The organism is Pseudosulfitobacter pseudonitzschiae, from assembly GCF_002222635.1.
In the GTDB taxonomy this organism is placed as follows: Bacteria; Pseudomonadota; Alphaproteobacteria; order Rhodobacterales; family Rhodobacteraceae; genus Pseudosulfitobacter; species Pseudosulfitobacter pseudonitzschiae_A.
In genome coordinates this window covers 3502866-3524447 of record NZ_CP022415.1, presented here as the reverse complement: position 1 = coordinate 3524447, position 21582 = coordinate 3502866, and the positions used below count along the sequence as shown (strand labels likewise).

Sequence of the window (21582 nt, the reverse complement as noted above, 5' to 3'; positions counted from 1 at the left end):
GGCTGTGGCGCGTATTAGCGCTTGGCAAGTTGGTCGCGGATTTCCAGAAGAACGTCCAGTTGCGACGGGCCTGTTTTGACCTCGGGGGCAACCTCGTCAGGCTTGACCGCTGCGGCCTTGATGCGGTTGACCATCCTGACCAGCATGAACACCACAAAGGCGATGATCAGGAAGTTGACGACCGCCATCAGGAACGCACCATAGGCAAAAACCGAGGCGCCAGCCTCGCGTGCGGCTTCAAGCGACGCGCCGGCGGGAACTTCGCCGGCCAGAACCGCATAATTGTTGGTGAAATCAACACCGCCGGTGAACAGACCGATAAGCGGGTTGATCAAGTCCCCCACCATCGAGCTGACAATGGCTGTAAACGCAGCACCCACAATAATGCCGACGGCCATGTCCATGACATTACCCTTGGCGATGAAATCTTTGAATTCGTTCAGCATGACTAATCCCTCGTAAACGGTGGCGCGCATTTGCATATTTTCACGCCGACATTTGTGGATTAGCACAGCTTTTGCAATCTGGCAGGCATTTTCTACGGCCTGCGCAGGGTGTTGGCTGAAACTGCAAACAGTGGTGGGAGATCAGCGCGGCAAAGTTCCGGTCAGAACATAACGCAGGATATCTACAACCTGTTGCGGCTCTTGCGCCACAGCCAGCGCCGCGGCATCGACCTCTTTCAGCGCGTGGGCGTGATCGGGGCCGTGCAGCACGATCAGCGATTTGCCCAAGGCTGCCGCCTGCCCCGCGTCAAAGGCGGCGTTCCACTGCTTGTACTGGTCGCCAAAGCGCACCACGACCACGTCGGCATCCGCAATGCCTTTGCGGGTACGAATGGCGTTGACCAGCGCACCCTTGCGGTCGTGCCAGAACTTGTCTGGCTCGGCACCGAGGATTTCCACGCCGCAATCATCGCTGGCGGCGTGATCTGTGACGGCGCTGTCAAACGACACGTCCAGACCTTCAGCCCCGTTGATGATCTGATCGCGCCAGTCGGTGTGGATTTCACCGGACAGATATACTTTCAACGTCATCGCAATTCTCCTGTCAGAGCCGCGCGGATCAACCGCGCAGCGTGCCACCTGTGGCCTTGCTCACTTTCTCGACGACCTTGGCGCTAACCGCTTCGATGTCTGACTCTTTCAGTGTCTTGTCAGTGGGTTGCAGGCGCACAGTGATGGCCAGAGATTTCTTGCCCTCGCCCAGTGTGCCACCAATAAACTCGTCGAACACGCGCACGTCTTCGATCAACACTTTATCGGCGCCTTGAGCTGCGTTCACCAGTGTCAGTGCTTCGACATCCGCGTCGACGACAAAGGCAAAGTCACGTTCAACTGCCTGCAGGTCACTGATGGCCAGCGCCCCCTTACTTGCACCGGTCTTGCGCGGCAGGGGCACTTCTTCGGGCCATAGGGTAAAGGCCATTGCTGGCCCCTTGACGTCCATCGCGGCCAGAACGCGCGGATGCACCTCGCCAAAAACGCCCAGCACCTTTTTCGGACCAAGGCAGATCTTGCCATGACGTCCGGGGTGCCACCAGTCCGCAGCACCGCGCATGATCTGCACCTTGGCGGGCGCGCCCATTGCGGCCAGAACTGCCTCGGCGTCGGCTTTGACGTCATAGACATCCACGGGACGCGACGCGCCATGCACGTCCTTGGGGCCGGTGCGCCCGACCAATAGGCCGCTGACCAGCAAGTGCTGCTCGCCCGGCTCGCCGCCATGAAAGGCGGGGCCGACCTCGAAGAACGCCAGATCGGCAAAACCGCGCGCCTGATTGCGGGCGGCGGCAGCCAGCAGCCCCGGCAGCAGCGCGGGGCGCATGTGGCTCATGTCGGATGAAATCGGGTTTTCCAGCCGCGTCAAGTCGTCACCGCCGCCGAACAGGGCCGCACTGGCCTGATCAATGAAGCTGTAGGTAACCAGTTCGTTATAGCCCAACGCCGCCGTGGTGCGCCGCGCGATCTGCTCGCGGCGCTGGCTTGGCGTCATCACCGGACGCGGCACGCCGGGTGTCAGGCGCGGCAGCGGTTTGCCCTCCAGCTTGGTCAGCGACGCGATGCGCGCGACCTCTTCCACCAGATCGGCCTCGCCCTGCACATCGGGACGCCAGCTGGGCACATGGGCCATGTCGCCCTCCAGCCGGAAACCAAGCGCCGTCAGCGTCTGGCGCTGCTGGCTTTCGTGGATTTCCATGCCAACCAGAGATTGCACCCGCGCCGCGTCCAGCTTGTAGGCGCGTGCGGTATCGGGCACGGCCCCGGCATAGACCGGCGCGGAGGCTTCGCCGCCTGCGTGGTCCACGATCATGCGCACCGCATGTTCCAGCCCTTCGGGGGTAAACGCAGGGTCGACGCCCCGCTCGAACCGGTAGCGCGCATCCGAGTTGATCTTGAGCGCACGGCCCGCATAGGCGATCTGCACCGGGTCCCAATAGGCGCTTTCGACGAAGACGTTGACCGTCTCGTCGGTACAGCCCGAAGCGGCACCGCCCATGATGCCCGCGATGCTTTCGACGCCGTTGTCGTCGGAAATGACCATCTGGCCCGCTTGCAGTGTGTATTCCTTGTCATCCAGCGCGGCGATGACCTCGCCGCCCGCGGCGCGGTGCACACGCAGGTTTCCGGCCACTTTGTCCGCGTCGAAGACGTGCAAGGGGCGGTTCAGATCGTATGTGAAGAAGTTGGTCACATCGACGAGGAAACTGATCGGGCGCAGGCCGATGGCGCGCAGGCGGTCCTGAAGCCACGCGGGGCTGGGGCCGTTTTTCACGCCTTTGATCAGACGGCCACTGAACAGCGGGCAGCCGTCCAACGTGTCTTGGTCGATCGTCACCTTGATGTCGCTGTCAAAGCTGGCCTCGACCAACTCGACGGTGCTGGGCTTCAGCGTGCCCAGACCGCGTGCCGCCAGATCGCGGGCAATGCCGCGCACGCCCAGCGCATCGGGGCGGTTGGGGGTAATTGCAATCTCGATCACCGGATCGACCTTGGCGGGGTCATTCTGCGCCAGCCAATCGGTGAAGCTTTGGCCGACCTCGCCCGACACCAGTTCGATGATGCCGTCATGCTCTTCCGACAGCTCCATCTCGCGCTCGGACGCCATCATGCCATAGCTTTCGATGCCACGGATCTTACCCACGCCGATGGTGGTGTCGATGCCCGGCACGTAAACGCCCGGCTTGGCCACGACCACGGTGATGCCCTGCCGCGCATTGGGTGCACCGCAGATGATCTGTTTGACGCCTTCGTCGGTCTGCACCTGACACACTTGCAAACGGTCTGCATCGGGGTGTTTCTCGGCACTTTCGACGTAACCGATGGTAAACGCCGCCAGCGCCGCCCCGCGATCTTCGACGCCTTCAACCTCAAGCCCGAGGTCGGTCAGCGCATATGTGATCTCGTCCAGTGTGGCGGTGGTGTCGAGATGCGACTTGAGCCAGGACAGCGTGAATTTCATGGTCGTTTTCCCCTGCGGAATATGCCGCCCTGCAATGACAAGAAATGTGCTTGGGTGCAACAGTTGCGTTCTGCCAGAACGGCCCGTGCCTGACCGCTAAACCTCATAGCTGTTTGCGGTTCGGGCAATGCGCTGCCCCAGTGACGAATACCTAGCGGCTCAACCCACCATGAAGCGTCGGCACATCCAGCGACGCAAAGCCGTAGTGACGCAACCAGCGCAAATCTGAATCAAAGAACGCGCGCAAATCGGGGATGCCGTATTTCAGCATCGCGATCCGGTCGATTCCCATGCCGAATGCAAAGCCCTGCCATTCGTTCGGGTCGATCCCGCCCGCCTGCAAAACCTTGGGGTGGACCATGCCACTGCCCAACACTTCGAGCCAGTCGTCGCCTTCGCCGACTTTCACGGTGCCGTTTTCCCACGAACACTGAATGTCCACCTCGGCCGATGGCTCGGTGAAGGGGAAGTGCGACGCGCGGAAGCGGGTCTTGATGTTGTCGACCTCAAAGAAGGCGGCAAAGAACTCTTCCAGCACCCATTTCAGGTTCGCCATCGAAATGTCCTTGTCGATGGCCAGGCCCTCGATCTGGTGGAACATCGGCGTGTGTGTCTGGTCATAGTCGGCACGGTACACGCCACCGGGGCAGATGATGCGCAGCGGCGCGCCTTCGGCCTCCATCGTGCGGATCTGCACGGGGCTGGTGTGGGTGCGCAGCACGTTGGGCGCGCGGTCGTCACCTGTCGCGCGGTGCATGTAGAACGTGTCCATCTCGGCGCGTGCAGGGTGGTGACCGGGGATGTTCAGCGCGTCGAAATTATACCAATCGGTGTCGATCCGCGGCCCTTCGGCGGAGGCAAAGCCCATCTCGCCAAAAATGGCGGTGACTTCTTCGGTGACCTGACTAATCGGGTGGATCGTGCCAACGCGGCGCCCACGCCCCGGCAGCGATACATCCAGCCACTCGGAGCGCAACCGTTCGTCCAGTGCTGCGTCGCCCAATGCGGCCTTCTTGGCGGCCAGCGCGCTGTTGATCTCGTCCTTCAGCGCGTTCAGCGCAGGTCCGGCCACTTGCCGTTCCTCGGGGGTCATCTTGCCCAGTTCGCGCATTTTCAGCGCGACTTCGCCTTTTTTGCCGACGGCTGTGACGCGGATGTCTTCCAGCGCGGATTCATCGGCGGCATTGGCAATCTGGCCAAGGTATTTTTGCTTGAGATCATCCATCGTCAACCGTCCTGTCATATGTCGCAGACCTGCTAGCAGAAACGCGGCTGATTACAAGAGAGGCAAGGTTAGGTGCCCTGCGGGACAAGCCATGCGCGCAGCCACGGGGTCAACCGTGCGTCCATGACGACGTCGCTGTGCAGCGCGCAGAAATGCAGAGCGATTGCCTGAATGAAAAACGCCTGCACGCCCTCGGCCAGCACCGCGACGGGCACATCCTGACGAACCGGCGCACCGGCCAGCCAGCCCTCGATCACCGTCAGGAACCGCCCGAAGGTTTCCGCAATTGGTCCGACATCCTCGACCAGTGCCGCGCCAGAATGGCGCAGGATCACATCGAACACATAGCGTTCATGCGTCATCAGCGCCATCAGCGGCACAAGTGTCTGCACAATCTCGTCCACATCTACGGGGGTTGGCTGTGCCTCGATCCGGTCCAGCGCCGCGTTGATCCGCGCACCGATCAACTGCGACATCAATGCGTCCTTGTCGGTGAAGTGAGCAAAGAATGTGCCCTTGGCCACCCCCGCCAGCGACACTACCTGATCGACGCGCAACGCTTCAAAGCCGTGCGCCTGTACGACCTCTTCTGCCGCCCCCAAAAGGCGCGCACGTGTTTTCAATGTGCGTTGTTGAACAGCTGGTTTCATCACCCCTGTCTGACATGAACGCTGACCATGGTCAAATTTGATATTGACCATGGTCATTTATGATCCTACCAATTTTGACCATAGTCAATTTGTGAAAGCTGAACCCATGCAGAAACGTATTTTCGTCCTGAATGGCCACCCCTCTGAAAGCTCTTTGAACCGCGCACTGGCCGAAACCTACGCTGCAGCTGCGCGGGCAGCAGGGCACGATGTGCGGCTGACGCACCTTCGGGATATGGATTTTGACCCAGACTATGGTTTCAACGGCTACGATTATCACAAACCGCTTGAACCTGACCTTGAAACGCTGCTGGACCACATCGACTGGGCCCAGCATGTGGTTATCACCAGCCCGATGTGGTGGGGTGGCTTGCCTGCGAAACTCAAGGGAATGTTCGACCGCTCGTTTTTACCCGGACGCAGCTTTGACACCCGCAACCCTTTGGCGTCGGGGATGCCCCGACCGATGCTGAAAGGGCGCAGCGCACGACTGATCATCACCTCGGATACACCGCGCTGGTTCCTGTCGCTGGCCTATCGCAGCGCGATGATCTGGCAGTTGCGCGGGCAAATCCTGAAGTTTGTGGGCATCACCCCCACACGCGTCAGCTATTTCGCGGGCGTCAGCAAAGCAAAGGCCGGACATACAAACAAATGGCTGGAAACGGTGCGCGGGCTGGGCAGCTCCGGTGCCTGACGCGGCCCCTGCACAAACGAAAAAGGCCCCGCCGGATGGCAGGGCCTCTGAATACACTCAACCGTCAAAGGTTACGCGGGCAGCGCGCCTTTGGCTTGGTCGACGATGGCTGCGAAGGCCGCCGGTTCGTTCACAGCCAGATCGGCCAGAACCTTACGGTCAACTTCAATGCCAGCCAGGTTCAGGCCATTGATGAAACGGCTGTATGTCAGCGATTCGTCATGGGCGCGAACGCCAGCGTTGATGCGTTGGATCCACAGCGCGCGGAAGTTCCGCTTGCGGTTCTTGCGGTCGCGGGTTGCGTATTGGTTGGCCTTGTCGACGGCCTGTGTTGCAACTTTGAATACCGCTTTGCGACGTCCGTAATAGCCTTTTGCGGCTTTAACGATTTTACGGTGACGTGCGTGGGTGACTGTTCCGCCTTTGGTGCGTGACATAGTTCAGGCTCCTTCTTATCGGTCGTAGGGCATAAAGCCCTTGATGATCTTGGCATCGGGTGCCGACAAAGCTGTCGTACCGCGTGCGTTGCGAATGAATTTGTTGGTCCGCTTGATCATGCCGTGCTGTTTGCCAGCCTGGGCACCGATGACTTTGCCTGTGGCACTCACCTTAAAGCGCTTTTTGGCGCTCGACTTGGTCTTCATCTTGGGCATTTCCGTCTCCTTCTTGAGTTCGGTAGACGCGCGACTCGGCATGCCGCTTTCGGCCGGACGCGCAGAACGAGAGGTGCATATAGGAGGCATCGCCCCGTGAGGCAAGCGCTAATTGTCGCCTGCAGGCACCGGGGTGGTCACGGCATGAAACGCGCGACCACCACCACAAAGGCGTTGGGCACGTCGCCGATGCTGTAGCCGCCCGGATGGGTCTGGATCGCAAAGATAATCAACAGCCCCGCAATGAGGATCGTCACCGCCGAGGCACGGGGCGCGCGGCCATCTGTCATCGCCGACAAGATTGACGGGATCGACAGCAAGCCGATAACGACGCCCAGAACCAAAGCAAGATCAGAATCCAGATATTTTGACAGTTCACCCATTGTGAACCAACGCTATTCCGGATCTGTGCTAAAAATCAAACGTTCATCACAAGGGGCGACCCGCAAGATGTTCGTAGTGCCCGGCACATTGAATGGCACACCGGCTGTCACGACGATCTGGTCGTTCTCGTCGGCAAATCCTTCGGACCGCGCCGCCTTGGCTGCGCCGACAACGGCCATCTTGAAGCGATCCATCGCATCGGTGATCACGCAATTGCATCCCCAGCTCAGCGCCAGACGCCGCGCGGTGCCCACCAACGGGGTCAGCGCGATGATCGGAACACGGGGCCGTTCGCGGGCAGTCAACAAGGCGGTGGTGCCACTTTGGGTAAAGCAGCAAATTGCCTTGATGTCGGTTGTTTCTGCAATCTCGCGGGCTGCCGCAACGATACCGTCGGCGACGCTGTTGCGCTTGGCATCGCGGCTGCTTTCAATGATCTGCGTATAGGTCGGGTCGCGCTCGACCTCGGTGGCGACGTTGTCCATCGTACGCACCGCCTCGACCGGATAGCTGCCCGCCGCACTTTCGGCGCTCAGCATCACGGCATCTGCACCTTCATAGATCGCGGTGGCCACGTCCGACACTTCGGCACGGGTCGGCATCGGGCTTTCAATCATGCTTTCCAGCATCTGCGTAGCCACGATCACCGGCTTGGCGGCGCTGCGACACTTGCGCACCAATCGTTTCTGGATCGGCGGCACGTTCTGTACGGGCAGCTCCACCCCCAGATCGCCACGCGCAACCATGATGCCATCGCTGACCGCCAGAATTTCATTGAACCGCTCGACGGCACTGGGTTTTTCGATTTTCGACAGGATCGCCGCACGGCCCTTGGCCAGTGCACGCGCCTCTTCCACATCGCCCGCGCGCTGCACAAAGCTAAGCGCCAGCCAGTCGACACCCAGATCACAGACAAATTCCAGATCGGCGCGATCCTTTTCACTCAGCGCGGCAAGGGGAAGTTCCACATCAGGCACGTTCACACCCTTGCGGTTTGAAATCACGCCCCCCGCAATCACCGTACAATTGGCAAAATCGTCACCACAGTCTTCAACCCGCAGGCGGATTTTACCATCATTGACCAGCAGTGATGCGCCGGGTTTCAGGGCGGCGAAAATCTCGGGGTGGGGCAGGCACACGCGGGCCGCATTGCCCTCGGCCTTGTCCAGATCCAGCCGGAAGGACGCGCCCTCCTCCAGCATCTCGCTGTCACCCGAGAACACGCCCACGCGCAGCTTTGGCCCCTGAAGGTCGGCCAGAATTCCGATGGTGCTGCCAAGGTCTTCTTCGACCTGCCGGATGATCTTGTGCTTGACCGCAATTTCATCGTGGCTGCCGTGGCTCATGTTCAGACGGAACACGTCCGCGCCAGCTTCGTGCAGGGCCCGGATCATTTCATAGTTGTCAGAGGCAGGGCCAAGTGTGGCGACAATCTTTACGTTCCGATTACGTCTCATTTAGCGCTAACCTTTTCTCTCAGAGTGTTCATGCGGTAACCGCAGGCCATTTCAACCGTTATTGCCCAGTTTGGGCGCAATAACAACTGACCTGCACCTAGAAGCAAAGAATGACGACGTTATGAACGTCACCGCGCTAAAATCGGGGCGTGCTTACCGTCAAATCCCCCGCGATACCCGCACGGCTGCTTGCGCCTTACGTTGAAGCGACCGACAATGGGTCCAATTGTGCAAATAGCAGACCACAGAGGACACCGCCCCATGGACGAACAAACCCGCATCGAACTTGAAGCCGCAGCGTTTCGCCGTTTGCAGCAACATCTGATGCAAAACCGCACCGACGTACAGAATATCGACATGATGAATCTGGCCGGTTTCTGCCGCAATTGCCTGTCGCGCTGGTATCAAGAGGCCGCAAACGAACGAGGCATCGACATGACTAAGGACGAAGGCCGCGAGGCGTTTTACGGTATGACGATGGACGACTGGAAAGCCAACTTCCAGTCCGACGCCTCCAGCGCCCAGCAGGCCGATTTCAAACAGGCCTTTGCCCGCAACGTTACCGACAAATCCTGAGACGGTTTCCGTCGCAACGGCCTGCGCCATCGTGACTGGACAAGCGCCCTGCATCAAGACACCCTTCCCGCACTGTCGGGGAGGACACAGATGACCGAAACAAACCAATACCACGTGGGCAACCGCGCCGATGCGCAGCCGCAAACCACTCAATACACCCCCAGCCCGTTCAAAAAGGGCCACCCACCCGAACCGTTGTATTTCGAAGTGAACCTTGTGGCCGAAGCCACAGGTCGCCAGAAGAAAACCGGCACGGTGCAAGTGAACATCCCCGGATTTTCGCCGCTGCAGCTATATTGTGACGAACAGACACCGGTGGGCGATGATACAGCACCGCCGCCGCTGGCTTATTTCTGCGCGGGCATCGGCTTTTGCCTGATGACCCATCTCACCGACATCTACACCGCCCGCAATATCCAGATCACATCGCTGCGTCTGGAACAGCGCGTGCGGTTCAAAACCAACCTCGGCACCATGCGCGACATGGGCCATACCACCGAAGGCGAGACCGAGATGGTCGAGACCCACGTGCTTATCGACAGCCCGGAACCGCGGGAACGCATTCAGGAGTTGCTGGACGAGGCCGAGGGCGCCTGCATGGCCCACTTTGCACTACGCAACCCGATCCCGTGGTCGACGCGTCTGGTGCACAACGGCGTCGAAACCATCAACCGCGAGGGCTGAGCCATGATCTTTTACGACTGTTCCACCGCCCCCAGCCCGCGCCGCGCGCGGATGTTTCTGGCAGAGAAGGGGCTGACGCCCGAAACCCACGACATTTCGATCGCCAAGGACGAACAACTGGGCGACGCGTTCCGCAAGGTTAATCCGCGCGCCACCCTGCCGGTGTTGATCACCAATGCGGGTACCACGCTGACCGAAAACCTCGCAATTGCGATGTACCTTGAAGACATGCACCCAGAACCGCCGCTGATCGGCACGACACCCGACGAACGCGCGGAAATCCTGCAATGGAACGCCATCTGCGAAAGTCAGGGGGCCACAGCCGTGGCAGAAGTGTTGCGCAACACAAACCCGCATTTAAAAGACCGCGCCATTCCGGGGCCTGCAAACTTCAAGCAAATCCCGCAACTGGCAGAACGCGGACGGGTGCGGGTGACTCTGTTCAAAGAGATGCTGGAACAGCGGCTGGACAACAGCGCCTATCTGGCCGGTGACATGTTTACCTTTGCCGATATCTCGGCCTTTGTGTTCAGCGACTTTGCTCGCGTCATCAAAATGGGCGTAACAGAAGATACGCCGAACATGCTGCGCTGGTACGAGGCGATCAAAGCGCGCCCAAGCGCCCTGATATAGGCAACCCGCCCTGTCAGGGAAAATTATTTGGACCACATACGCCTGCGCCGCGACGATGTGTTTTCATCTTGCCAAATAAACTCTCCCCGAAGGGTCGGATGGCAACCGGGCGGAAGCTGACCTTTAGATCGCGACCTTGCGGCTTTCTTCCAGATAGATTTCGCGCAGGCGTGGCGCGACCGAACCGGGCTTGCCGTCACCAATTTGCGCACCGTCGATCTCGACCACGGGCATAACAAAGGCGCTTGCCGAGGTGATGAATGCCTCATCGGCATCCTGCGCCTCTTCGATGGTAAAGTTGCGCTCTTCCACGGTCATCTGCGCCTCTTCGGCAAATCGCAGAACGGCGGCACGGGTGATCCCGTGCAGAATATCGTTGGTCTTGGGGCGGGTGATGATCTTGCCGCCTTTGACGATATAAGCGTTGTTGCTGGTGCCTTCGGTCACATATCCCTCTTTCACCATCCATGCGTCATCAACGCCAGCGGCCTTGGCCATCATCTTGCCCATCGACGGGTAAAGCAGTTGCACCGTCTTGATGTCGCGCCGGCCCCACCGGATGTCTTCGATGCTGATAACCTTGATGCCCTTTTGCGCCACCGGATTTGCGGCCAGACCCGGTTTGTTCTGAGTAAACAGAACAACCGTACACGGCACCGTTTCAGGATCGGGAAACGCAAAGTCGCGATCAGACGGCGCGCCGCGCGTGATCTGCAGATAGATCATGCCCTCGTTAATTTCGTTCACCCGCACCAACTCGCGGTGCACTTCCAGCAGGTCTTCCTTGCTGATCGGGTTTTTCATGTCCAACTCGTCCAGCGACCGCTGCAATCGCACCGCATGTCCGTCAAAGTCGATCAGCTTGCCGTCCAGCACGCTGGTCACCTCATAGACGCCATCAGCCATCAGAAAGCCGCGATCAAAAATTGACACTTTCGCCTCGTCCTCAGACAGGTAGTCGCCGTTCACATAAACAGTACGCATGTGCATCATCCCCATAGTTTCGCACTGGGGGGATGCACCCCAGCGGCGTCAAAAATCAAAGGTTCATCGCGGTCTTCGGCCAACAGAAGCGGCCCGTCAAGGTCTACAACCTCGGCCCCCTGCGCCACTAGTGTTGCAGGGGCCATCGCCAGCGACGACCCGACCATGCAGCCGACCATCACGCGGTAACCTTCGGCCAGCGCCGCATCGCGCAGAGCCAGCGCCTCGGTCAACCCGCCGGTCTTGTCCAGCTTGATGTTCACCACATCATATTTGCCCTTCAGATGCGGCAGTGATCCGCGATCATGGCAGCTTTCATCGGCGCACACCGGCACAGGCCGCGCCATGCCGGTCAGGGCCTCATCTTCACCTGCGGGCAGCGGCTGTTCGACCAATTGCACACCCAGCCGAACCAAATGCGGGGCAAGATCGGCGTAAACTTCGGCGGACCAGCCCTCGTTGGCATCGACGATGATCCGCGCATCGGGCGCGCCTGCCCGCACGGCTTCGAGCCGGGGCATATCATCGGGCGTGCCCAGCTTAATCTTCAGCAGCGGTCGAAAGGCATTCTTTGCCGCCTGCGCCTGCATCGCCTCCGGGCTGTCCAGCGACAGGGTATAGGCGGTAATCTCCGGCCCCGGCTTTGCCAGCCCCGCCAGCTCCCACACCCGTTTGCCCGTACGCTTTGCCTCGATATCCCACAACGCGCAATCGACCGCGTTGCGCGCCGCCCCTGCGGGCAACAGATCATAGAGCGCCATCCGCGAAATATCCGCTGGCAGCCCTTCGATCTGGGCCGTCACGCTGTCCAGCGTTTCGCCATACCGGGCATAGGGCACACATTCGCCCACACCAACTGCATCGCCATCACTGATCCGCACGGTCAGCACCTGCGCTTCGGTCCGCGACCCCCGCGCAATTGTAAAAACCTGTGCCAGCTGGAACACATCCCGCGTTACATCAATGCGCATACATCACCTTCATCTTGCCGGAAAAACTCCCGCCGGAGGCTCCTGCCCCCAGCCACAGGCGCAACTTACAAGGCTTCCAGCGCATCGGCCAGCCGCTCGGCCCCGTGGCGGAACGGATCGACGGCGGGCATGCCGTATTCTGCCTCAAGCTCGGCCAGATAGGCGCGCGCTTCTTCTTCGCCCATATGCTGCGTGTTCACTGAAATGCCCACAACCTTGCAGTCCGCGTTCGCAACCTTGGCCAGCGCCAAGGCCAGTTCGCTGACCTGACCGATGCTGGGCGGCGTATAGCTTGGCAGTCCGCGCATATGTTTGCGTGTCGGCTCGTGGCAGACGATCAGCGCGTCGGGCTGGCCGCCGTGGATCAGCGCCAGCGTCACGCCGGAATAGCTGACGTGAAACAGGCTGCCCTGCCCTTCGATCACGTCCCAGTGGTCTGGCTCATTATCGGGCGACAGATATTCGATCGAACCGGCCATAAAGTCGGCGACAACCGCGTCCAACGGTACGCCCTCGCCGGTGATCAGGATGCCGGTCTGGCCCGTGGCGCGAAAGGTGCTTTTCATGCCTTTGGCGCGCATCGCTTCGTCCAGCGCAAGTGCGGTATACATTTTGCCAACCGAACAGTCGGTGCCCACGGCCAGCACGCGTTTACCGGTGCGCTTTTCACCGTTGGCGATGGGGTATTCCACCGATGGCACCCGCACGTCGTGCAGTTCGCGGCCATATTTCTCGGCTGCAGCGACCAACTCAGGCTCGTCCTCCAGCAGGTTGTGCAGGCCGCTGGCCAGATCATAGCCCGCTTCCAGCGCCGCGATCAGCACTTCTTTCCATGCTTTCGAAATCAGGCCGCCGCGATTGGCCACGCCAATGACCAGCGTTTTGGCACCGGCTTCCAGACCCTGCTGCAAAGTCATGTCCGTCAGCTTCACGTCCGCACCGCAGCCATCCATGCGAAACTGCCCAACCGCGTTATCTGGCCGCCAGTCCTTGATGCCTTGTGCCACTTTTGCGGCCAGTTGGTCGGGTGCATCGCCGAGGAACAGCAGATAGGGTGTCTTGATCATTTTAGCAGTCCTTTTGGTCATGAGTGTCGCGGGCCTTGGCCGCTTTGCCCTGATACTGAGCAAAATCCAGCACAACTTGGTACGAAACTCGGCGCGTGTCAGGCCAATTCAACATATTTCTTCGAAAGACTATCGGTATTTTCGAAGAAATGCCCACTCTCTAACCGCTGCCCACAGCGCACATTTGCTGCAGCTGCAAAATGAACCTTGCGAAAGGCGGCGTAATTTAATACCTGCTAAACCCAATGATTACGCAATAAAATTACTCCGAAAGGTCCGCAGATGAGCTTCCGCCTTCAGCCTACGCCCCCCGCCCGCCCCAACCGCTGCCAGCTTTTCGGCCCCGGCTCGAACACCAAGCTGTTCGCCAAAATGGCCGCCTCCGAGGCCGATGTGATCAACATGGACCTCGAAGACAGCGTTGCCCCATCGGACAAGGACGCCGCTCGCGCCAATATCATTCAGGCGATTTCCGGACATGACTGGGGCACCAAAACGCTGTCGGTACGGATCAACGGCCTTGATACGCCCTATTGGTACCGCGATGTGGTCGATCTGCTGGAACAGTCGGGCGAACGTCTGGACCAGATCATGATCCCCAAAGTGGGCTGTGCCGCCGACGTCTACGCCGTCGATGCGCTGGTCACCGCGGTTGAAGCCGCCAAGGGGCGCACCAAGAAAATCAACTTCGAGGTCATCATCGAATCCGCCGCCGGTATCGCCCATGTGGAAGAAATCGCCGCATCATCACCCCGTCTTGTCGCGATGAGCCTGGGGGCAGCCGACTTTGCCGCGTCGATGGGGATGCAGACCACCGGCATCGGCGGCACGCAGGAAAACTACTACATGCTGCGCGACGGGGCGAAACACTGGTCCGACCCGTGGCACTGGGCGCAGGCCGCTATTGTTGCCGCCTGCCGCACGCACGGGGTGCTGCCGGTTGATGGCCCCTTTGGCGATTTTTCGGACGACGACGGCTTTCGCGCACAAGCACTGCGATCGGCAACGCTGGGTATGGTCGGCAAATGGGCCATCCACCCCAAGCAGATTGCGCTGGCAAACGAAGTTTTCACCCCCTCGGACGGAGCGGTTGCCGAAGCGCGCGAGATTCTGGCTGCAATGGAACAGGCCAAAGCCAACGGCGAAGGCGCCACCGTCTACAAAGGCCGCCTGGTTGACATCGCGTCGATCAAACAGGCCGAAGTTGTGGTCAAACAATACGAAATGATCACCGGCTGACGCACAGGTGATTAGACATTGGGGCACAAGCCGTGCCCCAAAGAAGCCTCAGCAGTATGAGCGAGGCGCCATGCGTTTTATAGTTGCACTTTTGATGCTGTCCCTGCCCGCCTTTGCTGATGTCACCGACATCACGCCGCGCGAAGGCTGGGTGGTGACACCCACCAACAAACCCTATGCCCAAGTGATCGCAGACCTGAAGACCGCCGCGAAGGTACACCGGATGGGCATCGTCACCGAAGCAGGCCCCACAGATGCAGCAGCAGCCCGTGGCATCGCCATCCCCGGAAACCGGGTGATCGGGCTGTTCAACAATGCGCTGGCGGTGCAAATCCTGAACATCGACACCCACGCGATGATCGAGGCACCGATTCGCGTCTATGTCACGGAAAACACCACAGGCACAGCAACGCTCAGCTACAAGCTTCCCTCGTCCATCTTCGCGGACTACAGCAATGATCTGCAATCCATCACGGCAGAACTGGACCAGACCTTTGCCGCTATCACCGCACAAGCTGCTGATTGACCGCCCTCACGCCCGTTCATCCTTGGGCGAGCCCATCACGACATAGGACGTCAGCGCATTCACTTGCGGCAGTGCCCCCAACATATCGGTGTGAAACGCCTTGTAGCTTTGCAGATCGGCACATTCGACGCGCAGCAGATATTCGATGGTGCCGGTGGTGTTGTGACACTCCCGCACTTCGGGGGCGCGTGAGATCGCGCGCTCGAACGCCTCTTGTGATGCTTTCGTATGATCCCTCAGCCCCACACCGATATAGGCCACGAATCCTGTACCCAAGGCCGTGCGGTCCAGCACCACGCGATAGCCTTTGATCAGCCCCGTGCGCTCCATCTCTTGCACCCTGCGCAAGCAAGCCGAGGGCGACAGTCCCACCCGATCAGCCAGCTCAAGATTGCTGATACGGCCATCGCGGCTCAACTCTTGCAATATTCGTTCGTTTTTCTGATCCAGTTTCGTCATAAATTGCACAATCTCCTGACACAGCAAGCAGTTTGCAATTTCAAACCAGACAATCAACGTCATTCATTGTGCATGACACTTGATAATCTCCTCGCCCTTGCGGCCTTTGCCCTTGTCAGTTCGATCACGCCGGGTCCGAACAACCTGATGCTGATGGCTTCGGGTGCGAATTTCGGCTTTCGCCGGACCGTGCCGCACATGCTGGGCGTCGGTCTGGGTTTTGTCCTGATGATCGTGCTGGTGGGCGCAGGCCTGGTGCAGGTATTCGAAGCCTATCCGGTCGTAAACACGGTGCTCAAAATCGCCTCGATCGTCTATCTGACTTATCTGGCATGGAAAATTGCCAATGCAGCACCGATCAAACCGGGCGAGTCCATCGGCACCCCGATGACATTCCTGCAAGCCGCCGCTTTCCAGTGGGTCAATCCCAAGGCTTGGGCGATGGCAGTGCCCGCGGTCACGGCCTACACCTCCGACACCACGTTGACCGCAATCGCGATGGTAGCCGTGGTGTTCGGCACCATCAACCTGCCCTCGGTCAGCCTGTGGACTGTGATGGGGCAACAAATGGCGCGCATTCTGACCAATCCTACCCGCCTGAGCGTCTTTAATTGGACGATGGCGGCATTGCTGATCGCATCCTTGTACCCTGTCCTGTTTCCCTAAGATTGCATTCGCCGCTCTGCCCCGCCATATATCGGACAAAGCCGAAGCGGAGCGAGCAGATGACTCAATATATGGATTTCGAGAAGCCACTGGCGGAAATCGAAGGCAAGGCCGAAGAACTGCGTGCGATGGCCCGCAACAATCCCGAAACCGACACCAGCGCCGAGGCCGCAACCCTTGACGCCAAGGGCAAGGCGATGTTGCAAGACCTTTACAGCTCGCTGACGCCCTGGCGCAAATGTCTGGTGGCGCGCCACCCCGAGCGGCCCCATTGCATCGATTATATCAAACGTCTGTTCAACGATTACACACCACTGGCGGGCGACCGCAACTTTGCCGACGATCACGCCGTCATGGGGGGCCTTGCGCGGTTTAACGACACGCCGGTGATGGTAATCGGCCATGAAAAGGGCAACGATACGAAATCGCGCATCGAACGCAATTTCGGCATGGCCCGACCCGAAGGCTACCGCAAAGCGATTCGCCTGATGGATATTGCCGGTCGCTTCGGCCTGCCTGTCATTACGCTGGTCGATACGCCCGGCGCCTATCCCGGCAAAGGCGCGGAAGAACGCGGCCAGTCCGAGGCCATCGCGCGCGCCACAGAAAAATCACTGCAAATCGGTACGCCCGTCGTGTCCGTGGTGATCGGAGAGGGCGGATCGGGCGGCGCGGTCGCCTTTGCCACGGCCAACCGCGTCGCAATGCTGGAACATGCGGTCTATTCCGTCATCAGCCCCGAAGGTTGCGCGTCGATCCTGTGGAAAGACGCCGAGAAAATGCGCGAAGCCGCTGAGGCGCTACGTCTGACCGCCCAAGATCTCAAGCAACTGGGCGTGATCGACAAGATCATCCCCGAGCCGATGGGCGGGGCGCACCGTCACGCGCAGGATGCAATTGATGCTGTGGGCAAAGCCATTGCCGAGATGCTCAAGGATCTGGACGGCATGAACGCCAAGGCGTTGATCCACGACCGCCGCAGCAAATTCCTTGATCTGGGTAAAAAAGGTCTGGCTGCCTGAGCATAGGCCGCGACCGGAAAAAACAGGGATCGCAAGTTTGTCGCTGTGCTTGCCCGTCGCGCGTCGACGCACGTCGTGCCGGTTGGATCAACCGCGCAGAGCGTCTTGGTGCGCTTTGACCAAATCTGCCATCGAGTTGAACCTGAAATCATAGCGGGGCATTTCGCCGGGGTTCATCGTAGCACCAAAGCCTTCTTTGTCGTGGCGGCGATAGATCCAGCAGTTTGCAAGACCATACCTGTTGGCAGGGCCGTGATCGTGGAACATGCTTTCTGCGGTGTGCAGTACCTGGGATTTGTCGATGCCGATATCGCCGATTTTTTCGAGCATATAGTCGAAATTACGGTCGGCGGGTTTATAGCTGCCAACGTCTTCGGCTGTGTAGCACGCGTCGAATTCAACGCCGAGCTTCTTGTTGGAATGTGCGAAGCTTTCGTTGTCGACGTTGGACAGGACCACTAGTTTGTAGTGCATTTTGAGATATGCCAGCGCGTCCGCCGAATCCGGAAACGCGGGCCAGTTTTTAACAGACTGACCATAGGCGACGCAGTCCTCGCGGGTGTAGGTAACGCCCCATTCTTCTGCCAAACGCTTGTATACGATTTCGAGAACCCTGCTGTATTTGTAGCTTGGGGTATATGACTGCTGGGTCGACTCGTGGCGGGCATGTGCCTCAAGTATCTCGTCACGGCTAAGGTTGCGGTCAACACGGGCAACAAGGGCTTTCAACCCCTCAATCATACCGCTTTCCCAATCAATAAGCGTGCCATAGACGTCGAAAGTAAGTGCTTTGTAATCCGTGAGTTTCATCTGATCCTCATTCTTCCAAGGTTTCAGCGCGCCAGCATCCGCAGCCCTTGCGTGACGTCAGTACGCACCGCCAACCGCAGGCCGGGTTCGTCCCCGGCGCGCAGGGCGGCGATAATCAGCTTATGATAATGTGGTGGCTCGGTCCGCCGCAGCCGCCCGTACAGCGCCCGCATCGTGGGGCCCATTTGCAGCCAGACAGTTTCTGCCATAGCCAGCATCGCAGGAGCCTGTGCGCGCAGGTAAAGCGTGCGGTGAAATTCCAGATTGGTGCGGATATAGCTGACGGCATCGCGGTGCGCGACGGCTTCGGACACAGCGCCGTTGATGGTCTGCAACCGCTCGATCAGTGCCATGTGTGCGCGCGGCAGGGCGCGGCTGGCCAACTCGACCTCGATCAAGGCGCGCAGGGCAGCCAGTTCTTCGATCCGCTCGGCAGACAGTTCGGGCGTGCCCATCCGCCCCGAGGACGACATGGTCAGCGCCCCTTCGGCCACCAGACGTCGCACAGCCTCGCGCACCGGGGTCATGGAAACCTCGTGCTCTTTGGCGACACCGCGCAGGGTCAGCGCCTGTCCGGGGGGAATATCGCCATGCATGATCCGCGTGCGCAGACGGCGGTAAACGCGGTCATGGGCAGCTGTGGTGACTTCAGTGGCGCGTGCGGGTGTGGTCATACTGTCTTGTGATCACAAATACTGCAGTGGTCAATCGCCAAAGCGAAAGCGGTGATATTCCGAGCCATGCTGTCGCAGCCACGCCCGCGCCTCGGAATAGGGGCCGTAAATACGGGTCACGGCATCCCAGAACGCCTGCGAGTGATTCATCTGCTCAAGATGGGCGACCTCATGCGCTGCGACATAATCCAGCACGGCCTTCGGCATCAGCACCAGTCGCCATGAATACATCAGCGTTCCGCGCGACGAACACGACCCCCAGCGGGACCGCGTGTCACGGATGTTGATCCGCTGATACGGGCGCCCCAGCCGTTCCACATAGAGATCAGACGCCTCCGCAAGCCGTGTCCGCGCCAACGCTTTCAGATGCGCCTGCAATCGCGCGCCCACTTGCGCGGGCGCACCGGGCACGGCGATCGACTGTGCATCAACAACCACCCGTCGCCCTGTTCCCGGCACAATCAGACGCGGCTGACCGCCCAGCGGCACCTCGGCCCCGTGGGTAATATCGACATTTTCCAGACGCGCCTGAAGATGACCGCGTATCCAGTCCTCCTTGGAGCGGGCAAAGGCCATTGCTTCACGTTCGGCCACACCTTTGGGCAGTGTCAGCGTCACCCGTCCGTCCAGCGAAGACACCCGCAACGAGATCCGCCGCGCCCGCGCCGACCGACGCAAGACCACTTCTACAGGCGGTCCTTCTTGCAACAGGTGCATTGCCATCCTATCTGCTCCTTTACCCACTTATCACGTAGGCTTTGACTCCGGGCACACCATATGGCAATTGCCCTGAATCGCCTAGATGCAACAGAGATTTCAAAGGGGACACCATGCCCAAGGAAGAATGGGGTACGAAACGCCTTTGCCCGACTACCGGCAAACGGTTTTACGACCTGAACAAAAACCCGATCGTCAGCCCCTACACGGGCGAAGTGGTTGAGCTGGACGCCAGCAAATCCCGGATGATCGCCGCTGACGCCGAAGACGCGGCCACAGCCAAGGCGAAAGCTGCGGAGAATGATGACGATGACGTGGTATTGGACGATGACGACAGCGATGTTGATGTCGATCTAGATGACGACATCCTCGAAGATGACGACGACGACGATACAGTTCCGCTGGAAGAAATCGCCGATGTTGCGTCGGACGACGACGACACATAAAGCTTTTGGCAGGCGTGATCTTTTCGCTTGATCCCGCCTGCCAAACCGCCTAATCAGCGGCGCACGGACCCGAGAGGGTCACCAAGGATGGGGCATTAGCTCAGCTGGGAGAGCGCCTGCATGGCATGCAGGAGGTCAGCGGTTCGATCCCGCTATGCTCCACCATCCCCTCCCCCGTAAGGGTGGATTTCGAACACACTCCCAGCGTTGCGACGTACGCACATCAGCGATAGGCGTGGAAAAAGGCTCCGGATACACCAAGGCCTTTCTCAAGCAACGCCGCAAAATCAACCCTTGCCCTTCCACGGCACCAGCACCCGTTCGGCCCAGCGCATCAGCATGTCGATGCCAAAGCCGATAATGCCGATCAGGATAATTCCCATCAAAACGATGTCGGTGTCCTGAAACTTGGACGCCGCCACGATCATCTTGCCAACGCCCTTTTCCGCCGCCACCAGTTCCGCAGCGACCACCGTACCCCAGCAAACACCCATCGCCACGCGTGCTGCGGTGAATATCTCGGGCAGGGAATTGGGGATGATGACATGGCGCAGGATCTGCCACTTGCTCGCCCCCAGTGAATAGGCCGCATGTACCTTGGTTATCTTGACCCCGGAAACACCCGAGCGCGCACCGATGGCCATGATCCACAGCGCGGCGAGGAACAGCAGGATGATCTTGCCCTGTTCACCTATGCCGGCCCAGATGATCACCAGTGGGATCAGCGCCAGCGGCGGCACGGGGCGCATGAATTCCACGATCGGATCGAACCAGCCGCGAAACCAGTTCGACAGGCCCATCGCATAGCCCAGCGGAATGCCCACCAGCGCACCCAGCGCAAAGCCCACGATCACGCGGAACAAAGAGTAACTGAGGTGTTCGGACAGCGTCACGTTTTGGTAGCCGTCTGCACTGACCGACACCAGCCGCCGCCAGACACTGTCGGGTGCGGGAAGCCAGATGTTTTCCATTTGCCAACCCTGCCCCGGCTCGAAGTTCAACGTGCCCTTGTCCGTCAGCGCCACGCGGCCAAAGCCCACGTCCACATCGGTATCGGCATCAATCGCACGACCATCGACCGCGACAACCTTGGCGCCATCCTTGCGGGTGATCTCATCGTTGGCATCCCAACTGATCAGCTTCGAGCGATAGGCCTGCACCACCACACTGTCATTCTTGACCGGTCCCGTGCCTGCGTCAAACTCCAGCGGCGCGGGTTGCTCGCCTTGCGGGTGGACCGAAACAAAGATGGTCGCGTCAGCCTGTGTGCCGTCGGGGCCTTCGATGGTATATGTAAACGCCTCTTGCCCCACGAAAGGCCCCGGAGCGTGGAACGGGCCGGGCAACCAGTTCGATCCGGTGAACGCACCCCAGATCACAAAGATCAGCACGATCGATATTACCGACGCCGCCTTGTCTGAAACAACTGCGCTTTCGTCGCCGAAAGTCACGGTTTTCAGCGAAGTATAGTCGCGCACGCGTCCCATCTGGGCGCGGACAAAATTCCAGATCAACATCGAAATCAGGATCAGCGCCAGATAGCCGAAGATAAAGGGCAGCGCCCCCAGTATCGACAAGAA

Annotated in this window: 26 protein-coding genes and 1 tRNA gene; 10 read left to right on the top strand and 17 right to left on the bottom strand. The window is 59.7% G+C overall.

Features of this window, described 5'->3' with window-relative positions; genetic code table 11:
• Nucleotides 1-14: 14 nt before the first annotated feature.
• The 5 genes from mscL to SULPSESMR1_RS17325 all read right to left on the bottom strand — a co-directional run bounded on the left by mscL (nucleotide 15) and on the right by SULPSESMR1_RS17325 (nucleotide 5337).
• Nucleotides 15-446, bottom strand: coding sequence for a large conductance mechanosensitive channel protein MscL (mscL, locus tag SULPSESMR1_RS17345; protein WP_089422394.1), 432 nt, complete (start codon nucleotides 444-446; stop codon nucleotides 15-17).
• A gap of 141 nt (nucleotides 447-587) precedes the next feature.
• A complete protein-coding gene (locus SULPSESMR1_RS17340) occupies nucleotides 588-1037 on the bottom strand; it encodes a YtoQ family protein (protein ID WP_089422000.1) in 450 nt (149 codons plus the stop codon).
• Between the two features lie 28 nt (nucleotides 1038-1065).
• Nucleotides 1066-3462 carry a phenylalanine--tRNA ligase subunit beta gene (gene pheT / locus SULPSESMR1_RS17335; protein ID WP_089421999.1) on the bottom strand — a complete coding sequence of 799 codons (2397 nt, stop codon included), beginning with the start codon at nucleotides 3460-3462 and terminating at the stop codon, nucleotides 1066-1068.
• A 151-nt stretch (nucleotides 3463-3613) separates the two neighbouring features.
• Nucleotides 3614-4687 carry a phenylalanine--tRNA ligase subunit alpha gene (pheS, locus tag SULPSESMR1_RS17330; protein WP_089421998.1) on the bottom strand — a complete coding sequence of 358 codons (1074 nt, stop codon included), beginning with the start codon at nucleotides 4685-4687 and terminating at the stop codon, nucleotides 3614-3616.
• Nucleotides 4688-4755: 68 nt separating this feature from the next.
• Entirely contained in the window at nucleotides 4756-5337 is a 582-nt protein-coding gene (locus SULPSESMR1_RS17325; protein WP_089422393.1) for a TetR/AcrR family transcriptional regulator, read from the bottom strand.
• Between the two features lie 106 nt (nucleotides 5338-5443).
• On the opposite strand from SULPSESMR1_RS17325, the gene SULPSESMR1_RS17320 reads away from it, so the two are divergent.
• Nucleotides 5444-6034 (top strand): NAD(P)H-dependent oxidoreductase, encoded by a 591-nt coding sequence (locus SULPSESMR1_RS17320; RefSeq protein ID WP_089422392.1) that lies wholly within the window; start codon nucleotides 5444-5446, stop codon nucleotides 6032-6034.
• A 71-nt stretch (nucleotides 6035-6105) separates the two neighbouring features.
• Here the strand turns inward: SULPSESMR1_RS17320 and rplT are convergent, their stop codons facing one another.
• The 4 genes from rplT to pyk all read right to left on the bottom strand — a co-directional run bounded on the left by rplT (nucleotide 6106) and on the right by pyk (nucleotide 8528).
• Nucleotides 6106-6471, bottom strand: a complete 366-nt coding sequence (gene rplT, locus SULPSESMR1_RS17315; protein ID WP_028957079.1) for a 50S ribosomal protein L20 — start codon at nucleotides 6469-6471, stop codon at nucleotides 6106-6108.
• Between the two features lie 15 nt (nucleotides 6472-6486).
• Nucleotides 6487-6687 carry a 50S ribosomal protein L35 gene (gene rpmI / locus SULPSESMR1_RS17310; protein ID WP_028957078.1) on the bottom strand — a complete coding sequence of 67 codons (201 nt, stop codon included), beginning with the start codon at nucleotides 6685-6687 and terminating at the stop codon, nucleotides 6487-6489.
• Between the two features lie 137 nt (nucleotides 6688-6824).
• Complete coding sequence (locus SULPSESMR1_RS17305) at nucleotides 6825-7070, bottom strand: hypothetical protein (RefSeq protein WP_240311412.1); 246 nt, start codon at nucleotides 7068-7070, stop codon at nucleotides 6825-6827.
• 12 nt (nucleotides 7071-7082) lie between these two features.
• Nucleotides 7083-8528 (bottom strand): pyruvate kinase, encoded by a 1446-nt coding sequence (gene pyk / locus SULPSESMR1_RS17300; RefSeq protein WP_089421997.1) that lies wholly within the window; start codon nucleotides 8526-8528, stop codon nucleotides 7083-7085.
• A 261-nt stretch (nucleotides 8529-8789) separates the two neighbouring features.
• On the opposite strand from pyk, the gene SULPSESMR1_RS17295 reads away from it, so the two are divergent.
• From SULPSESMR1_RS17295 to SULPSESMR1_RS17285, 3 genes are all read left to right on the top strand, one after another.
• Complete coding sequence (locus tag SULPSESMR1_RS17295) at nucleotides 8790-9104, top strand: DUF1244 domain-containing protein (RefSeq protein ID WP_089421996.1); 315 nt, start codon at nucleotides 8790-8792, stop codon at nucleotides 9102-9104.
• A 90-nt stretch (nucleotides 9105-9194) separates the two neighbouring features.
• Nucleotides 9195-9788, top strand: a complete 594-nt coding sequence (locus tag SULPSESMR1_RS17290) for an OsmC family protein (RefSeq protein ID WP_089421995.1) — start codon at nucleotides 9195-9197, stop codon at nucleotides 9786-9788.
• A 3-nt stretch (nucleotides 9789-9791) separates the two neighbouring features.
• The gene (locus tag SULPSESMR1_RS17285) at nucleotides 9792-10421 is read left to right on the top strand and encodes a glutathione S-transferase family protein (protein WP_089421994.1); all 630 of its coding nucleotides are present in this window, start codon (nucleotides 9792-9794) and stop codon (nucleotides 10419-10421) included.
• Nucleotides 10422-10544: 123 nt separating this feature from the next.
• Here the strand turns inward: SULPSESMR1_RS17285 and SULPSESMR1_RS17280 are convergent, their stop codons facing one another.
• From SULPSESMR1_RS17280 to dgcN, 3 genes are all read right to left on the bottom strand, one after another.
• Nucleotides 10545-11411: a D-amino-acid transaminase gene (locus SULPSESMR1_RS17280; protein ID WP_089422390.1), complete on the bottom strand. Its 867-nt coding sequence runs from the start codon at nucleotides 11409-11411 to the stop codon at nucleotides 10545-10547.
• Nucleotides 11411-12376, bottom strand: coding sequence for an N-acetyl-D-Glu racemase DgcA (gene dgcA, locus SULPSESMR1_RS17275; protein ID WP_089421993.1), 966 nt, complete (start codon nucleotides 12374-12376; stop codon nucleotides 11411-11413). The genes SULPSESMR1_RS17280 and dgcA overlap by 1 nt, the downstream gene beginning before the upstream one ends.
• A gap of 65 nt (nucleotides 12377-12441) precedes the next feature.
• On the bottom strand, nucleotides 12442-13443 hold the full coding sequence (dgcN, locus tag SULPSESMR1_RS17270; protein WP_089421992.1) for an N-acetyltransferase DgcN: 1002 nt from the start codon (nucleotides 13441-13443) through the stop codon (nucleotides 12442-12444).
• Between the two features lie 282 nt (nucleotides 13444-13725).
• On the opposite strand from dgcN, the gene SULPSESMR1_RS17265 reads away from it, so the two are divergent.
• Nucleotides 13726-14682 (top strand): L-malyl-CoA/beta-methylmalyl-CoA lyase, encoded by a 957-nt coding sequence (locus SULPSESMR1_RS17265; RefSeq protein WP_089421991.1) that lies wholly within the window; start codon nucleotides 13726-13728, stop codon nucleotides 14680-14682.
• Nucleotides 14683-14752: 70 nt separating this feature from the next.
• Nucleotides 14753-15208 carry a DUF302 domain-containing protein gene (locus SULPSESMR1_RS17260; protein ID WP_089421990.1) on the top strand — a complete coding sequence of 152 codons (456 nt, stop codon included), beginning with the start codon at nucleotides 14753-14755 and terminating at the stop codon, nucleotides 15206-15208.
• A gap of 6 nt (nucleotides 15209-15214) precedes the next feature.
• On the opposite strand, the gene SULPSESMR1_RS17255 is transcribed toward SULPSESMR1_RS17260, so the two are convergent.
• Nucleotides 15215-15667, bottom strand: coding sequence for an Lrp/AsnC family transcriptional regulator (locus tag SULPSESMR1_RS17255; RefSeq protein WP_089422389.1), 453 nt, complete (start codon nucleotides 15665-15667; stop codon nucleotides 15215-15217).
• Nucleotides 15668-15739: 72 nt separating this feature from the next.
• On the opposite strand from SULPSESMR1_RS17255, the gene SULPSESMR1_RS17250 reads away from it, so the two are divergent.
• Complete coding sequence (locus SULPSESMR1_RS17250; protein ID WP_089421989.1) at nucleotides 15740-16333, top strand: LysE family translocator; 594 nt, start codon at nucleotides 15740-15742, stop codon at nucleotides 16331-16333.
• Nucleotides 16334-16392: 59 nt separating this feature from the next.
• Nucleotides 16393-17355, top strand: coding sequence for an acetyl-CoA carboxylase carboxyltransferase subunit alpha (locus SULPSESMR1_RS17245; protein WP_089421988.1), 963 nt, complete (start codon nucleotides 16393-16395; stop codon nucleotides 17353-17355).
• Between the two features lie 87 nt (nucleotides 17356-17442).
• Here the strand turns inward: SULPSESMR1_RS17245 and SULPSESMR1_RS17240 are convergent, their stop codons facing one another.
• The 3 genes from SULPSESMR1_RS17240 to SULPSESMR1_RS17230 are packed head-to-tail and all read right to left on the bottom strand — an operon-like array spanning nucleotide 17443 to nucleotide 19562.
• The gene (locus SULPSESMR1_RS17240; RefSeq protein ID WP_089421987.1) at nucleotides 17443-18165 is read right to left on the bottom strand and encodes a haloacid dehalogenase type II; all 723 of its coding nucleotides are present in this window, start codon (nucleotides 18163-18165) and stop codon (nucleotides 17443-17445) included.
• A 23-nt stretch (nucleotides 18166-18188) separates the two neighbouring features.
• Entirely contained in the window at nucleotides 18189-18839 is a 651-nt protein-coding gene (locus SULPSESMR1_RS17235) for a GntR family transcriptional regulator (protein WP_089421986.1), read from the bottom strand.
• 30 nt (nucleotides 18840-18869) lie between these two features.
• The gene (locus SULPSESMR1_RS17230; protein WP_089421985.1) at nucleotides 18870-19562 is read right to left on the bottom strand and encodes a M48 family metallopeptidase; all 693 of its coding nucleotides are present in this window, start codon (nucleotides 19560-19562) and stop codon (nucleotides 18870-18872) included.
• 107 nt (nucleotides 19563-19669) lie between these two features.
• On the opposite strand from SULPSESMR1_RS17230, the gene SULPSESMR1_RS17225 reads away from it, so the two are divergent.
• Nucleotides 19670-20002: a TIGR02300 family protein gene (locus tag SULPSESMR1_RS17225; RefSeq protein WP_089421984.1), complete on the top strand. Its 333-nt coding sequence runs from the start codon at nucleotides 19670-19672 to the stop codon at nucleotides 20000-20002.
• An 89-nt stretch (nucleotides 20003-20091) separates the two neighbouring features.
• Nucleotides 20092-20167, top strand: a tRNA-Ala gene (locus SULPSESMR1_RS17220).
• A 122-nt stretch (nucleotides 20168-20289) separates the two neighbouring features.
• On the opposite strand, the gene SULPSESMR1_RS17215 is transcribed toward SULPSESMR1_RS17220, so the two are convergent.
• On the bottom strand, nucleotides 20290-21519 hold the full coding sequence (locus tag SULPSESMR1_RS17215) for an ABC transporter permease (RefSeq protein ID WP_240311475.1): 1230 nt from the start codon (nucleotides 21517-21519) through the stop codon (nucleotides 20290-20292).
• Between the last annotated feature and the right edge of the window lie 63 nt (nucleotides 21520-21582).

Excerpts from the sequence above, each read along its gene's own strand:
- mscL (WP_089422394.1), bottom strand. The coding sequence starts at position 446 with ATGCTGAACGAATTCAAAGATTTCATCGCCAAGGGTAATGTCATGGAC.
- SULPSESMR1_RS17340 (WP_089422000.1), bottom strand. The coding sequence starts at position 1,037 with ATGACGTTGAAAGTATATCTGTCCGGTGAAATCCACACCGACTGGCGC.
- pheT (WP_089421999.1), bottom strand. The coding sequence starts at position 3,462 with ATGAAATTCACGCTGTCCTGGCTCAAGTCGCATCTCGACACCACCGCC.
- pheS (WP_089421998.1), bottom strand. The coding sequence starts at position 4,687 with ATGGATGATCTCAAGCAAAAATACCTTGGCCAGATTGCCAATGCCGCC.
- SULPSESMR1_RS17325 (WP_089422393.1), bottom strand. The coding sequence starts at position 5,337 with ATGAAACCAGCTGTTCAACAACGCACATTGAAAACACGTGCGCGCCTT.
- SULPSESMR1_RS17320 (WP_089422392.1), top strand. The coding sequence starts at position 5,444 with ATGCAGAAACGTATTTTCGTCCTGAATGGCCACCCCTCTGAAAGCTCT.
- rplT (WP_028957079.1), bottom strand. The coding sequence starts at position 6,471 with ATGTCACGCACCAAAGGCGGAACAGTCACCCACGCACGTCACCGTAAA.
- rpmI (WP_028957078.1), bottom strand. The coding sequence starts at position 6,687 with ATGCCCAAGATGAAGACCAAGTCGAGCGCCAAAAAGCGCTTTAAGGTG.
- SULPSESMR1_RS17305 (WP_240311412.1), bottom strand. The coding sequence starts at position 7,070 with ATGGGTGAACTGTCAAAATATCTGGATTCTGATCTTGCTTTGGTTCTG.
- pyk (WP_089421997.1), bottom strand. The coding sequence starts at position 8,528 with ATGAGACGTAATCGGAACGTAAAGATTGTCGCCACACTTGGCCCTGCC.
- SULPSESMR1_RS17295 (WP_089421996.1), top strand. The coding sequence starts at position 8,790 with ATGGACGAACAAACCCGCATCGAACTTGAAGCCGCAGCGTTTCGCCGT.
- SULPSESMR1_RS17290 (WP_089421995.1), top strand. The coding sequence starts at position 9,195 with ATGACCGAAACAAACCAATACCACGTGGGCAACCGCGCCGATGCGCAG.
- SULPSESMR1_RS17285 (WP_089421994.1), top strand. The coding sequence starts at position 9,792 with ATGATCTTTTACGACTGTTCCACCGCCCCCAGCCCGCGCCGCGCGCGG.
- SULPSESMR1_RS17280 (WP_089422390.1), bottom strand. The coding sequence starts at position 11,411 with ATGCACATGCGTACTGTTTATGTGAACGGCGACTACCTGTCTGAGGAC.
- dgcA (WP_089421993.1), bottom strand. The coding sequence starts at position 12,376 with ATGCGCATTGATGTAACGCGGGATGTGTTCCAGCTGGCACAGGTTTTT.
- dgcN (WP_089421992.1), bottom strand. The coding sequence starts at position 13,443 with ATGATCAAGACACCCTATCTGCTGTTCCTCGGCGATGCACCCGACCAA.
- SULPSESMR1_RS17265 (WP_089421991.1), top strand. The coding sequence starts at position 13,726 with ATGAGCTTCCGCCTTCAGCCTACGCCCCCCGCCCGCCCCAACCGCTGC.
- SULPSESMR1_RS17260 (WP_089421990.1), top strand. The coding sequence starts at position 14,753 with ATGCGTTTTATAGTTGCACTTTTGATGCTGTCCCTGCCCGCCTTTGCT.
- SULPSESMR1_RS17255 (WP_089422389.1), bottom strand. The coding sequence starts at position 15,667 with ATGACGAAACTGGATCAGAAAAACGAACGAATATTGCAAGAGTTGAGC.
- SULPSESMR1_RS17250 (WP_089421989.1), top strand. The coding sequence starts at position 15,740 with ATGACACTTGATAATCTCCTCGCCCTTGCGGCCTTTGCCCTTGTCAGT.
- SULPSESMR1_RS17245 (WP_089421988.1), top strand. The coding sequence starts at position 16,393 with ATGACTCAATATATGGATTTCGAGAAGCCACTGGCGGAAATCGAAGGC.
- SULPSESMR1_RS17240 (WP_089421987.1), bottom strand. The coding sequence starts at position 18,165 with ATGAAACTCACGGATTACAAAGCACTTACTTTCGACGTCTATGGCACG.
- SULPSESMR1_RS17235 (WP_089421986.1), bottom strand. The coding sequence starts at position 18,839 with ATGACCACACCCGCACGCGCCACTGAAGTCACCACAGCTGCCCATGAC.
- SULPSESMR1_RS17230 (WP_089421985.1), bottom strand. The coding sequence starts at position 19,562 with ATGGCAATGCACCTGTTGCAAGAAGGACCGCCTGTAGAAGTGGTCTTG.
- SULPSESMR1_RS17225 (WP_089421984.1), top strand. The coding sequence starts at position 19,670 with ATGCCCAAGGAAGAATGGGGTACGAAACGCCTTTGCCCGACTACCGGC.
- SULPSESMR1_RS17215 (WP_240311475.1), bottom strand. The coding sequence starts at position 21,519 with ATGTTGATCTGGAATTTTGTCCGCGCCCAGATGGGACGCGTGCGCGAC.